Here is a 12796-nt window from a genome sequence, read left to right on the forward strand (position 1 = left end):
ATCATTTTTTGCTGCCAGTAGAAAGTATGAAGATCCCTGGCCATGGAGAGGCCGATGTCGATACCTGTCCCCGAAACCCCGGCAAAGAAAATTTCTACCAAACCCAGACACGACTGGGTTGCACACGATGACTTCTACGACGGCGATTTCCTCCGTGGATGGCTATTCGCAGTCCATCGGGTGCATACAGCTGCTCTTGGTTATAGCCTTCTGCCCGAGACCAGATCAGGGATTAAGGGCTACAAGCGCCTGTTCAATGAAAAGAGTTTTTCCTTATCCAGCCGGTCACTCATTTTCAACACACCGCTCGCATCGAGTGATTGGGGCGCCGCTTTGAAAACAGAGTTGCGTGCCATTCAGATTTCTCGCGCTTCCAAGGGCAAGGAGGGTTACGCACAAGTGGCTTTGTATCGCCTCAATGACGCGAAAACAGGTCTGGCAAATGAGCGAATTCTGGAAACGACCCAAAGTGCTGTTATCGCATATTTGCGTCACGGCACAGAGTTTCCGCCATCTGAAAACGGTAATGAGCCAGCATGACGACTCATGTTTATCGCAAGATTACTGAGCCAGTCAGAACTGGACTGACCCATGCCCAAATCTGGGAAGCTGACGACAAAGGGCTGATTCAGTGCTGGGAAAACGGGCGTGAGCGTGCCAAAGAACTGGAGGAACTGGCAGCCCGATGTCTAGCAAACCAATTGCCAATCCTGGGGTGGAAAGGCGGTGTTTCGCACACCTTGAAAAAACGCGAAAAATTCGGGTCGCTGAAGTACTTGGCTCAATGGCAGGGGTTGAGAGGAGAAGACCTCGATATTGATCTCTCCAAGGAGTACAGGCTGACATGTTCGGCAACCGGCATGATTGTCACCTTTACTCCGGAACAGTCGAAGTACCTCAGTAAGACCACTGCAACAGTCAACGATGGAGAAATGGTCGATGGTCGACTTGCATCAGGAGTTTCAGAACAGTCGCTTTTTTAACGCAGCCCGGATGGATCAACGATCTGTAGATGCCTTGATCGGCATCAGCGCTGGTTTGTGTGCTGATGGCAAGATCAATCAGATGGAGGCGCTTTTTCTCAAGGAGTGGATTGAGGCCAATCTCGCTCACCTTGACGATCCAGTGGTTAACATTCTTTATCGTCGACTGGAAAACATGTTGAGCGATGGGATTCTTGATGAGGACGAGTCTCAGGAGCTCTTTAGTCTTCTTAAACAATTTGGTGGTGGTCAAAAGACCTCGTCGGTGAACTTTTCGACGCCGAGCACTTTGCCGCTCAACGATCCGCTTCCTGCTTTCAGCTGGGAAAATAACGTTTTCATGTTTACCGGCACGATGGCGTACGGTCCAAGGAAACACTGCGAGGCACTGGTCGTTGAGCGCGGTGGCCTGATTGGAGGCACTCTCAGCAAGAAGGTTAACTTTCTTGTCATTGGCAGCATTGGCAATGACCAATGGCTTCATAGTAGTTACGGGCTCAAGATCAAGAAAGCTGTAGAGCTTCGAGAGACAGGTGTACCTATTGCCATTGTCAGTGAAGAGCATTGGCAGCAGGCTTTGTTTGGATAGTCTGTCAGACGCCTTCGCGACTGAAGTCTCTCCTACCGGTTCGGCATTACGGCGTAAGCGAATCGGGCGGCGCTCCGCTCATTCGCGAAACGGGGGCACCCTCAATGCCCCGCCTGCCACGGCTGCCCCAATGAAACCGGCGCATACAGTTTGGTTCTCAGCGCATCACGCGACAGCAGCACCAACACGATGATGGTCGCCACATACGGCAACATCGCCAGCAGGTTGGAGGGGATCGCCAGGCCGATACCCTGTGCCACAAGATGCAGGATGCTGGCGAGGCCGAAGAGGTAGGCGCCCAGCAGCAGGCGCCAGACTCGCCAGCTGGCGAACACCACCAGTGCCAAGGCGATCCAGCCGCGCCCCGCGCTCATGTTTTCGGCCCACATCGGTGTGTAGGCCAGGGACAGATAAGCGCCTGCCAAGCCTGCCATTGCTCCTCCGAACAGCACCGCCAGGGTTCGTACCCGCAATACCGGCAACCCCATGGCGCTGGCGGCATCGGGGTTTTCGCCGACGGCCTGGATAATCAGGCCGATGCGGCTTTTGAGCAGTACCCAGGCCACCAACGCAAACAGCGCGAATGACAGGTACACCAGCAGGTCCTGTGCAAACAGCATGCGACCGATCAGCGGGATATCGCTGAGGAAGGGAATCGCCATCGGCTCGAAACCATGCAGGGGTTTGCCCACCCAGGCTGCGCCGACAAAGCTTGAAAGGCCCACGCCAAAAATGGTCAGCGCCAAGCCCGTGGCAACCTGATTGGCATTGAATAGCAGAGCCACAATGGCAAACAACGCCGACAGCAGCATGCCCGCCAGCATGGCCAGCAGCACACCCAGCCAAAGGTTGCCGGTGCTCAGGGCGATGATGAAACCAATCACTGCACCGAACAGCATCATGCCTTCCTGACCCAGGTTGATGACGCCGCTTTTTTCGCAGATCAGTTCACCCAGGGCCACCAGCAGCAGCGGTGTGCCGCAACGAATCATGGCGTAGAAAATATTGCTCAGTAGATCGATATCCATCACGCGGCTCCCGCGACAGGCGCCATCTGGCGTTTGGCCCAGCGCAGTTTCAGGCGCGGGCGATAAAGGATCAGCACATCGCAGGCCAGCAGGAAGAACAGCATCATCCCCTGGAACAGTTGCGTAATGGCCAGTGGCAGGTTGAGGGTCATTTGCGCTTGCTCGCCGCCCAGGTACAGCAGGGCGATCAGCAGGCTGGAAAACAGAATGCCGATGGGGTTCAGGCGTCCGAGAAAGGCCACCGTGATTGCGGCATAGCCATAACCGGGCGATACCTGCGGAACCAGTTGGCCGATGGGGCCGGTCACTTCACTGACGCCCGCCAGCCCAGCCAGTGCACCGCTGATCAAAAGGGCCAGCCAGACCAGACGCTTTTCACGAAAGCCCACGAACCCCGCCGCCCGCTTGTCCAGCCCCAGCACTTTTATCTGGAAGCCGACAAAGCTGCGTTGCAGCAACACCCAGACCGCCACCAGCGCCAGCAGGGCGAAATACACACCCGCGTGGGCGCGGCCATCTTCCGTCAAAAGCGGCAGGCGGCTGGCATCGCCGAAGGTGGCTGACTCCGGGAAGTTCATGCCCGCCGGGTCCTTTAGTGGCCCGTGGACAAAGAACAGCAGCAGGTTCAGGGCGATGTAGTTGAGCATGATGCTGGTGAGGATTTCATTGGCATTGAAATGAGTACGCAGCCAGGCCGTCACTCCAGCCCATGCCGCGCCAGCCAGAGTCCCGGCGATCAGAATCATCACCAGCGCCCAGCGACTTTCCATTTCGATCACGTTGACCGCCACTGCGCTGCCGACCAATGCGCCCAGCAGCAATTGGCCTTCTGCGCCGATGTTCCAGATTCGGGCCTGATAGGCGACCGCCAGCCCGAGTGCGCAGAGCAGGATTGGCAAGGTCTTGACCATCAATTCCGAGACGCCATACCAGTCGCTGACCGGTGCGATCAGCAGGGTATGCAGCGTCACCCACGGGTCGAGCTTCAGGCCGATGAACAGCAGCGAGCCGCAGACAAGTGTCAGGGCGGCCGCCAGCAAGGGCGAACACCACAGCATGGCGCGCGATTGTTGTCCGCGCGGTTCCAGGGAAAGCAGCATGTTTGGCTCCGTTAACCCAGCGCGACGGCTTGGGGGTGAGAATGATCGAACTGTCCCGCCATCCAGCCGCCGATCTGCACGGCGTTGGTCTGTTCGGTGGGGACCAGTTGCGAAAGCTTGCCGCTGCTAAGGGCCGCGAGTCGGTCGCTGATCTGGAACAGTTCGTCCAGGTCTTCTGAAATCACCAGAATCGCTGCGCCTGCATCACGCAAAGCAATCAGGGCGCGATGGATTGCAGCCGCTGCGCCGACATCGACGCCCCATGTCGGGTGAGCGGCCACCAACAGTTTCGGGTTTTGCAGAATCTCGCGGCCCAGAATGAATTTCTGCAGATTGCCGCCTGACAGGCTGCGTGCCGCGGCCTGGGAATCGGGTGTCTTGACCGCAAAGCGGCGAATGATTTCGTCGGCCAGCGCCCGCACCTTGCTGCGCTGGATCAGCCCGTTGCTGATCAGACCTTGTTGAAAGGCGGTCAGCAGGGCGTTGTCGGCCAGGCTCAGTTCGGGAACCGCGCCATGGCCCAGGCGTTCGGCGGGGACAAAAGCCAGGCCGCGTTTGCGGCGCGCGTCCGGGCGCAGGTTGCCGACATTGGTTTCTGCGAAGCGGATAGTCGCAGCCTGTGCGCTGGCCAGTGTCTGTTCACCACTGAGCAAGGCCAGCAGTTCGTCCTGTCCGTTGCCCGCGACGCCCGCAATTCCGACGATCTCGCCGCTGCGCACTTCAAGGTTCACATCCAGCAGCGAGCAGCCAAAGGGATCGGGGTTATGCCAGGACAGTTTTTCGACTTGGAGGAAAGGCGCTGCGCCACTGGCCTTCTCGTATTGAGCGGTCAGTCCTTCTGCATCGCCCACCATCAACCGCGCCAGTTCCAGATCGGTGCATTGCGCAGGAATGCAATGCCCGGAAACCTTGCCGCCACGCAGCACCGTCGCGCTGTGACACAAGGCTCGTACCTCACCCAGCTTGTGGCTGATGAACAGGATGCTGCAGCCTTCCCCGGCCAGGCGTCGCAAGGTGACGAAAAGCTCGTCGGCCTCCTGGGGGGTGAGCACCGAGGTGGGTTCGTCCAGAATCAGCAGGCGGATATCCTGCATCAGGCAGCGGATGATTTCGACTTTCTGGCGCTCACCAATCGACAGGCTGTGGACAAGTCGCTGTGGCTCCAGTGCCATGCCGTAGCGTTGCGATACCTCGCGAATGCGCGGCTCCAGTTGTTTGGGCGTACCTGCTGCGCTGCCCATGGCCAGTGCAATGTTCTGTGCGACGGTCAGTGTCTCGAACAGAGAGAAATGCTGAAACACCATGCCGATCCCCAACCCTCTGGCTTGCGCCGGGTTGCGCATGGTCAGCGCTTCGCCGTGCCAGGTGATCGAGCCCGAATCCGGCTGGGTAACGCCGTAGATGATTTTCATCAGCGTACTTTTGCCAGCACCGTTTTCACCCAGCAGGGCATGGATTTCGCCGGGCTGGATGCTCAGATCGATAGCGTCGTTGGCCAGACAGCCAGGGTATTGCTTGGTGATATGACGCAGTTGCAGGCGCGGGGGCAGCGCGTGGTTTGGCATGACAGGCTCGGATCATAGAGTGGGTCGCCGGGTGATAAGCAAAATCCTGGCCAGTGAGTCAGGTTTGTGGCGAATGTTGCCGGGTGGCCGCATGCAGGGCGCTACGAGGTTTATGAAGCCGGTGCCTCGACAGCTTTGGCACCAGTTCGGGGCGTCCCGCAGAGAGAAAGATTCAATATGGCACATCATGGCTGTGCAAAAAATGTACAGCGCGCGGCAAGGTCGATACCCCAAGCGATTGCGCGACCCTTGCACCTGTTATCCACAGGTTGTTCCACAGTAACTGTGCGCAAGCCGAAAACCCGGTAATAAAGGAATCTTCAGTAGCTTCCAATGGTGCTAAAGAGCGTTAAGACGCTGTTTTAGCATTGCTTTTATCCCGTTGGCGGGCTGTTGTGCAAAAAACGATCACTTGTCTGTGCCGTACGTCCGGTAAGGCTTGCAGCCTGATGTGCTCAGCTTATCCACAGCCGGATGCACAGTAGATGTGGGCAACTCATGCCTGAAATCGGGAAACCGCGAATTACTGATTCAAGGCTGGATGCAGGAGAATTCTGCCGCGGCTCAAATCCGCCAGTTGGCGTTGCAGTGTGGCGATATGTTCCGGACCGATGGCAATCGACATTTCCACGCCATTGGCGGTGAAGTTTTCGGCTTCCACCAGCCCGTTGAATTCGGCAAGTCGTACTTTGACCACTGCCAGCTCGCTGAAACTGCATTCAAGATTGAAGTGCTCGCGATTGATCAGCGGCACACGCTGCGCCTGTTGCAGGCATTTGTTGGCGCCTCCTCCATAAGCCCTTGCCAGCCCTCCGGTCCCCAACTGGATGCCGCCATACCAGCGAATCACCAGCACCACGACCTGATCGAACTCTTGGGCTTCGATGGCTGCCAGTATCGGTCTGCCAGCCGTACCTCCCGGCTCGCCGTCATCGCTGCTGCGATATTGGGCACCCAGTTTCCAGGCCCAGCAGTTATGAGTCGCATCCAGATCGCTGTGCTGTTCGATGAAGGCCTGGGCTTCGGCCGGGCTGGCAATAGGCGCCGCGAGGGTGATGAAACGGCTCTTGCGAATCTCTTCACGATATTCGCAAGGGCCGGGGAGGGTAAAAGGCATGGGGGCTTCCAGCAAACGACAAGGTCCGAATATTACAAGACCGGCGGCGTAAGCCCACATCCTTTGAGAATGATCTGGATCAGATTGGTGCTGGCATCGTCCATGTCCTGCTTTGTCAGCCGGTTGCGACCGGTTACCCGGCAGATCTGGGTGGCGAAGTCGGCGTAATGCTGAGTACTGCCCCACAGCAGAAAGATCAGGTTGACCGGGTCGATCGGGTCCATTTTACCGGCGTCGATCCAGGCCTGGAACACGGCGGCGCGGCCCTGAAACCAGGTGCGGTAATCCTGGCTGAAAAACTCGCCCATGCATTCTCCGCCACTGATGATCTCCATCGCGAAAATTCGCGAGGCCTGAGGGTTGCGGCGAGAGAACTCCATCTTGGCGCGAATGTAGCGGGCCAGCGCTTCGGCCGGATCGTCTTCGACAGTCAGATTGTTGAAGGTGCTGTCCCAGAGCTCGATGATATTGCTCAGCACGGCGACATACAGACCAAGCTTGTTGGTGAAGTAGTAATGCAGGTTGGCTTTCGGCAGCCCGGCCTTCAGCGCGATTGCATTCATGCTGGTGCCCTTGAAACCATGGCGGGCAAATTCATCTTCGGCGGCCTTGATGATGGTTTCTTCGTTTTTCTGGCGAATACGGCTTGCAGGCTTGGTGCCGTGAGTACTGTGCGCTGGGACTTCAAGGGTCATGTGCAGGTCCGGACAGGTCATAGGGTGCAACGGGTGAACAGATAACGCACCCGCGTGAATCCGACAAGCATTCATGTAGGAAAATTATTCTTGGTGGCCAAGGACTTTGGCTGGCTGCTCGTAGTTTTCCTTGAGAACGACAGATTTTTCTTCCGGGATCAGCAGGCACATGACGATGGCCGTAATGCCGCCGCTGGTGATTGCCGAGTCGAACAGGTTCTGGACCAGTTGTGGCATATGGTGCAGCAGCGCAGGTTGCGCGGCGATACCCAGGCCAACACCGAACGAGGTGGCAATGATCAGCATGCTGCGTCGGTCCAGCGGTGCCTGGGCAAGAATGCGCACACCTGCTGCCGCGACGCTGCCAAACATCACCAGTGTCGCGCCGCCCAGCACGGGTTTGGGAATCTGCTGCACGACGGCGCCAATCATGGGGAACAGGCCGAGCAGAAACAGCACAACTCCGATGTAGAGGCCGACATAACGGCTGGCGACCCCGGTCAACTGGATCACGCCATTGTTTTGGGCAAAGGTGGTGTTGGGGAACGCGCTGAAGGTGGCGGCAATCATGCAACTGACGCCATCGCCCAGCACGCCGCCTTTTAGCCGGGCCACATAGCTCGGGCCACTGATGGGTTGGCGTGCCAGCATGCAGTTGGCGGTCAGGTCGCCGACGGTTTCGATGCTGCTGATCAGGTAAATCAGTGCGACGGGCAGGAAAGCCGTCCAGTCGAAACTGAAGCCGAACTTGAACGGGACCGGCACGCTGATCAGTGGCAAATCATGAATGGGTTGCGGGACCAGTTTGCCGCTCATCCACGCCGCCACACTGCCGATGGCCAGGCCAATGATGATCGCGGACAGACGAATCCAGGGAGTGCTGGAGCGGTTGAGCACAATAATGATCGCGAGAACGAATACGCCCAGTGCGAGGTTGACGGGGGCTCCGAAGTCCGGCGCGTTGAAGCCGCCTCCCAGGTCGGTGACGCCGACCTTGATGAGGCTGATACCGATCAGCGTAATGACAATACCGGTAACCAGTGGCGTGATGATGCGTCGCAATTGGCCAATGAACCGGCTGAGGACGATCTGCACCAGTGCGCCGAAGAAGCAGACGCCGAAGATCATCGCCATGATGTCTTCCGGGCTGCCGCCGCGTTGCTTGACGATGAAGCCGGCGGACAGGACTGCGCCGAGAAAGGCGAAGCTGGTGCCTTGCAGGCAGATCATTCCTGCACCGATGCCGAACGGGCGACGGGCCTGGATGAAGGTTCCTGTGCCGGAAACCATCAGGGCCATGCTGATCAGGTACGGCAGGTAAGCGCTCAGTCCCAGTGCAGAGCCGATGATCAAGGGTGGAGTAATGATGCCGACGAAGCTGGCGAGGACATGTTGCAGTGCTGCCAGTATGGCCGTTAACGGTTTTGGCCGATCGTTGAGGCCATAGAGCAAGTCATTGTTGTCGCAAGTATCAGGCTGCATGTCGAGCGCTCGGAATGAGGTGTGGTCACGTCTTAGCCAGGCACGTTGCAAAAACCTGTCCAATTGCTCAGGTTATTTTCTGTTCTATCGATACATGTTCATTCGTTTCAGATAGATACGCTGTTTTTATATGTTCTGGCTGGCGCGGTATTCGGCCGTTTTTCGCCTTGGGTGCGTTATCGCGTAGCAGCCAGGCTCTCCAGAAAGCTTTCCAGCACCAAATGAGGGCGACGCCCCTTGCGAGTGACGGAGACCAGGCTCAGATCATAAAACCGTGAGCCCGGTTTCAAGGTTCGCAGCCTGCCTTGCTGGACCCAGACGTTGGCGTAGTGGTCCGGTAGATAGCCTATATAGCGGCCGGTCAAAATCAGAAAGGCCATGCCTTCGCGATCCGATGCGCTGGCGGTACACCTGAGCGCCTGATAATGGGCCTGAATATCGGTCGGCAAACGAAAGGTCGGGGCAATGGCCTCCTGGGCTGCCAGGCGCTCATCCTCAAGTTCAGCATCGTCGACATAGAACAGAGGGTGTCCGACTGCGCAATAAAGCAAGGACCGCTCGCTGTACAACGGCTGGTATTCAAGACCGGGCAGGGCGCTGGCCTGGGGCACGACGCCTACATGCAGCCGCCCGTCCAGCACTCCTTGTTCCACCTCGTTGGGGGCGATCATCCGGATATTGATGTGGACGTCCGGGCCGCGTTCTTTCAATTGCGCCAGGGCATGGGTGATGCGCATGTGGGGCAAGGTCACCAGATTGTCGGTCAGGCCGATGTTCAGCTCGCCACGCAGATGCTGGTGCAGGCCGTTGACTTCGGTCCTGAAACTCTCAAGCGCACTGAGCAATTGCAATGATGACTGATAGACCTCACGGCCTTCATCCGTCACGGAAAACCCGGCGCGTCCTCGCTGGCACAAGCGCAGGCCGAGGCGCTGCTCCAGATCGCTCATCTGCTGGCTGATGGCCGAACGGCCAATCCCGAGCACGCTTTCGGCTGCCGAAAAACCGCCTGCCTCGACTACGCTTTTGAATATGCGCAGCAGACGGATATCGAAATCACTGACTTGGGCCAATGGATCTGTGCGACGAATGCTCATCGTTTAGTAGTTACCTAACTAAAGATCTTAAAAGTTGGATTTTTCAGACTTTATCTCCGTGGCACTTTGGCTGCAATCACTCCTGCCCTACACCCTGCGAGGTCCATTCCAATGAATGCGCTCGAACTGTCCGATGTGCCTGTATCCAGCCAATTGAAGCTCGACGCTCACTGGATGCCATACACCGCCAACCGTAATTTCCAGCGCGACCCGCGGATGATCGTTGCTGCGCATGGCAGCTACCTGACCGACGACAAGGGCCGCAAGATCTATGACGGGCTTTCCGGGCTGTGGACCTGCGGTGCCGGGCATACCCGCAAGGAAATCCAGGAAGCCGTTGCGAAACAGATCGGGATTCTGGATTACTCGCCAGCGTTCCAGTTCGGTCATCCGCTGTCGTTCCAGCTTGCGGAAAAAATCACTGAGTTGACGCCGGGCAATCTCAATCACGTCTTCTATACCGACTCCGGTTCCGAGTGCGCCGATACCGCCGTGAAAATGGTGCGTGCTTACTGGCGTCTGAAAGGCCAGTCGACCAAGACCAAAATGATTGGTCGGGCTCGTGGCTATCATGGTGTGAATATCGGCGGCACCAGCCTGGGTGGCGTGAATGGTAACCGCAAGATGTTTGGTCAACTGATGGATGTCGACCATCTGCCGCACACATTGTTGCCCGGCAATGCTTTTTCCAAAGGGATGCCTGAGGCTGGCGGTATTGCACTGGCCGATGAAATGCTCAAGCTGATCGAGTTGCATGACGCCTCGAACATCGCCGCTGTCATCGTTGAACCGATGGCGGGCTCGGCTGGTGTAATCGTTCCGCCGCAGGGTTACCTCAAGCGCCTGCGCGAGATCTGCGACCAACACAATATCCTGCTGATCTTCGACGAAGTCATTACCGGTTTTGGTCGTACAGGCTCCATGTTTGGTGCCGACAGTTTCGGTGTCACGCCTGACCTGATGTGCATTGCCAAGCAGGTCACCAACGGTGCAATCCCCATGGGGGCCGTGGTTGCCAGTAGCGAGATCTATCAAACCTTCATGAGCCAGCCAACGCCGGAATATGCCGTCGAATTCCCGCATGGCTATACCTATTCCGCTCACCCGGTTGCCTGTGCGGCAGGTCTGGCGGCGCTGGAGTTGTTGCAGCGTGAGAATCTGGTCCAGCAGGTCGCTGAAATCTCTCCGCATTTTGAAAGCGTGCTGCATGGCCTCAAGGGCACAAAGAACGTTATCGACATCCGTAACTACGGGCTGGCGGGCGCCATTCAGATTGCGCCGCGTGATGGCGATGCCATCGTTCGCCCATTCGAGGCAGCGATGAAGTTGTGGCAGGCCGGTTTCTATGTGCGCTTTGGCGGCGACACCCTGCAGTTCGGCCCTACCTTCAACTGCAAGGCGCAAGAGCTGGATCGATTGTTCGATGCCGTAGGTGAGGCGCTCAACCTTATTGACTGATTAGCACCGGTATATAGACGCAAATTTTCTGGAGCCATTTTGCATGAGCAGTATCCAACACTTGATTCACGGTGAACTCACTTCCGATAACGGGCGTACTGCGGATGTATTCAATCCGTCGACAGGTCAGGCGATTCATGACGTCGCGCTGGCCAGTCGCGAAACCGTGCAACAAGCCATTGACTCGGCCAAGTCTGCCTTCCCGGCCTGGCGCAATACGCCGCCGGCCAAGCGTGCCCAGGTGATGTTTCGTTTCAAGCAACTGCTGGAGCAGAACGAAGCGCGTATCGCTCAGCTCATCAGCGAAGAGCATGGCAAGACTCTGGAAGATGCGGCGGGCGAACTGAAGCGCGGGATCGAAAACGTCGAGTACGCCTGTGCTGCGCCGGAAATCCTCAAGGGTGAGTACAGCCGTAATGTCGGGCCGAACATCGATGCCTGGTCGGACTTTCAGCCATTGGGCATTGTTGCGGGCATCACACCGTTCAACTTCCCGGCCATGGTGCCGTTGTGGATGTATCCATTGGCCATTGCTTGCGGCAATTGCTTCATTCTCAAGCCTTCGGAGCGTGATCCGAGTTCCACCTTGCTGATCGCGCAGTTGCTGCACGAGGCCGGGTTGCCCAAGGGCGTGTTGAATGTCGTGCATGGCGACAAGGTTGCCGTCGATGCACTGATCGAAGCACCAGAGATCAAGGCGCTGAGTTTTGTGGGGTCTACGCCTATTGCCGAGTACATCTATAAAGAAGGCGCTGCGCGAGGCAAGCGTGTTCAGGCGCTGGGTGGAGCAAAGAACCATGCGGTATTGATGCCTGATGCCGATCTCGATAACGCAGTCAGTGCCCTGATGGGTGCCGCTTATGGTTCGTGCGGCGAGCGTTGCATGGCGATTTCGGTTGCGGTCTGTGTCGGTGATCAGATTGCCGATGCGCTGGTGGCCAGGCTGGTTCCGCAGATCAAGAGCCTGAAAATCGGTGCAGGTACCAGTTGTGGTCTGGACATGGGGCCGCTGGTTACCGGGCAGCACCGCGAAAAGGTCAGTGGCTATATAGATGATGGCGTTCAGTCTGGAGCGACGCTGGTTGTCGATGGACGCGATATTCGTATTGAAGGCCATGAAGACGGCTTCTTCATGGGCGGCTGCCTGTTTGATCGGGTGACGCCGCAGATGCGCATCTATAAAGAAGAGATCTTCGGGCCGGTGCTGTGCATCGTGCGTGTCGCTAGCCTTGAGCAAGCGATGCAGTTGATCAATGAGCATGAGTACGGCAACGGCACCTGTATCTTCACTCGTGATGGTGAGGCGGCTCGTTTGTTCTGTGATGAAATCGAAGTCGGGATGGTCGGTGTTAACGTCCCGCTGCCCGTACCGGTTGCCTACCACAGCTTCGGCGGCTGGAAGCGTTCATTGTTTGGTGACCTGCATGCTTATGGCCCGGATGGTGTGCGTTTCTATACTCGCCGCAAGGCCATTACCCAGCGTTGGCCGCAGAGGGCCAGCCATGAAGCGTCGCAATTCGCTTTCCCGAGTCTGTAAGTAATGGATGCTGGGGGGAGGTCTTCATGAAGACCTCCCCCGGTGTTTATTGGGCTAGCAGATATTTATGACAGTATTTTGAAATTAACGGTTGACGGGCGATTTAATGTCTCTATAATTCGCCCCACTTCCGGCGCAGACGGAG

At 57.3% G+C, this 12796-nt stretch carries 12 protein-coding genes; 5 read left to right on the forward strand and 7 right to left on the reverse strand.

Going from position 1 to position 12796, the window contains the following annotated elements; all coding sequences use genetic code 11:
* Positions 1–54 precede the first annotated feature (54 nt).
* The 3 genes from ACODS3_RS23345 to ACODS3_RS23355 are packed head-to-tail and all read left to right on the forward strand — an operon-like array spanning position 55 to position 1572.
* Entirely contained in the window at positions 55–540 is a 486-nt protein-coding gene (locus tag ACODS3_RS23345; protein ID WP_489036495.1) for a hypothetical protein, read from the forward strand.
* The gene (locus tag ACODS3_RS23350) at positions 537–983 is read left to right on the forward strand and encodes a hypothetical protein (RefSeq protein ID WP_489036496.1); all 447 of its coding nucleotides are present in this window, start codon (positions 537–539) and stop codon (positions 981–983) included. The genes ACODS3_RS23345 and ACODS3_RS23350 overlap by 4 nt, the downstream gene beginning before the upstream one ends.
* A complete protein-coding gene (locus ACODS3_RS23355; protein WP_489036498.1) occupies positions 940–1572 on the forward strand; it encodes a BRCT domain-containing protein in 633 nt (210 codons plus the stop codon). The genes ACODS3_RS23350 and ACODS3_RS23355 overlap by 44 nt, the downstream gene beginning before the upstream one ends.
* A gap of 101 nt (positions 1573–1673) precedes the next feature.
* On the opposite strand, the gene ACODS3_RS23360 is transcribed toward ACODS3_RS23355, so the two are convergent.
* The 7 genes from ACODS3_RS23360 to ACODS3_RS23390 form a co-directional block, all read right to left on the reverse strand.
* Positions 1674–2600: an ABC transporter permease gene (locus tag ACODS3_RS23360; RefSeq protein ID WP_201001845.1), complete on the reverse strand. Its 927-nt coding sequence runs from the start codon at positions 2598–2600 to the stop codon at positions 1674–1676.
* Entirely contained in the window at positions 2600–3700 is a 1101-nt protein-coding gene (locus ACODS3_RS23365; protein WP_201001846.1) for an ABC transporter permease, read from the reverse strand. The genes ACODS3_RS23360 and ACODS3_RS23365 overlap by 1 nt, the downstream gene beginning before the upstream one ends.
* A gap of 11 nt (positions 3701–3711) precedes the next feature.
* Entirely contained in the window at positions 3712–5265 is a 1554-nt protein-coding gene (locus ACODS3_RS23370) for an ABC transporter ATP-binding protein (protein ID WP_489036501.1), read from the reverse strand.
* Between the two features lie 523 nt (positions 5266–5788).
* Positions 5789–6382: an IMPACT family protein gene (locus tag ACODS3_RS23375; protein ID WP_489036502.1), complete on the reverse strand. Its 594-nt coding sequence runs from the start codon at positions 6380–6382 to the stop codon at positions 5789–5791.
* 32 nt (positions 6383–6414) lie between these two features.
* Positions 6415–7077 (reverse strand): TetR/AcrR family transcriptional regulator, encoded by a 663-nt coding sequence (locus tag ACODS3_RS23380; protein ID WP_201001849.1) that lies wholly within the window; start codon positions 7075–7077, stop codon positions 6415–6417.
* A gap of 84 nt (positions 7078–7161) precedes the next feature.
* A complete protein-coding gene (locus tag ACODS3_RS23385) occupies positions 7162–8559 on the reverse strand; it encodes a uracil-xanthine permease family protein (RefSeq protein WP_304575716.1) in 1398 nt (465 codons plus the stop codon).
* Positions 8560–8735: 176 nt separating this feature from the next.
* Complete coding sequence (locus ACODS3_RS23390) at positions 8736–9656, reverse strand: LysR family transcriptional regulator (protein ID WP_201018104.1); 921 nt, start codon at positions 9654–9656, stop codon at positions 8736–8738.
* A 111-nt stretch (positions 9657–9767) separates the two neighbouring features.
* On the opposite strand from ACODS3_RS23390, the gene aptA reads away from it, so the two are divergent.
* Together aptA and ACODS3_RS23400 are read left to right on the forward strand one after the other, a co-directional pair.
* Complete coding sequence (gene aptA / locus ACODS3_RS23395) at positions 9768–11114, forward strand: omega-aminotransferase AptA (protein ID WP_201018103.1); 1347 nt, start codon at positions 9768–9770, stop codon at positions 11112–11114.
* Between the two features lie 43 nt (positions 11115–11157).
* Positions 11158–12651 (forward strand): CoA-acylating methylmalonate-semialdehyde dehydrogenase, encoded by a 1494-nt coding sequence (locus tag ACODS3_RS23400; protein WP_304575717.1) that lies wholly within the window; start codon positions 11158–11160, stop codon positions 12649–12651.
* The last annotated feature ends 145 nt before the right edge of the window (positions 12652–12796 follow it).

This window comes from Pseudomonas sp. FG43, from assembly GCF_057809175.1.

Bases quoted from the DNA above. Each gene is read 5' to 3' on its own strand.
- ACODS3_RS23350 (WP_489036496.1), top strand. From the start codon at position 537: ATGACGACTCATGTTTATCGCAAGATTACTGAGCCAGTCAGAACTGGA.
- ACODS3_RS23400 (WP_304575717.1), top strand. From the start codon at position 11,158: ATGAGCAGTATCCAACACTTGATTCACGGTGAACTCACTTCCGATAAC.
- ACODS3_RS23385 (WP_304575716.1), bottom strand. From the start codon at position 8,559: ATGCAGCCTGATACTTGCGACAACAATGACTTGCTCTATGGCCTCAAC.
- aptA (WP_201018103.1), top strand. From the start codon at position 9,768: ATGAATGCGCTCGAACTGTCCGATGTGCCTGTATCCAGCCAATTGAAG.
- ACODS3_RS23390 (WP_201018104.1), bottom strand. From the start codon at position 9,656: ATGAGCATTCGTCGCACAGATCCATTGGCCCAAGTCAGTGATTTCGAT.
- ACODS3_RS23355 (WP_489036498.1), top strand. From the start codon at position 940: ATGGTCGACTTGCATCAGGAGTTTCAGAACAGTCGCTTTTTTAACGCA.
- ACODS3_RS23360 (WP_201001845.1), bottom strand. From the start codon at position 2,600: ATGGATATCGATCTACTGAGCAATATTTTCTACGCCATGATTCGTTGC.
- ACODS3_RS23345 (WP_489036495.1), top strand. From the start codon at position 55: ATGTCGATACCTGTCCCCGAAACCCCGGCAAAGAAAATTTCTACCAAA.
- ACODS3_RS23370 (WP_489036501.1), bottom strand. From the start codon at position 5,265: ATGCCAAACCACGCGCTGCCCCCGCGCCTGCAACTGCGTCATATCACC.
- ACODS3_RS23375 (WP_489036502.1), bottom strand. From the start codon at position 6,382: ATGCCTTTTACCCTCCCCGGCCCTTGCGAATATCGTGAAGAGATTCGC.
- ACODS3_RS23380 (WP_201001849.1), bottom strand. From the start codon at position 7,077: ATGACCCTTGAAGTCCCAGCGCACAGTACTCACGGCACCAAGCCTGCA.
- ACODS3_RS23365 (WP_201001846.1), bottom strand. From the start codon at position 3,700: ATGCTGCTTTCCCTGGAACCGCGCGGACAACAATCGCGCGCCATGCTG.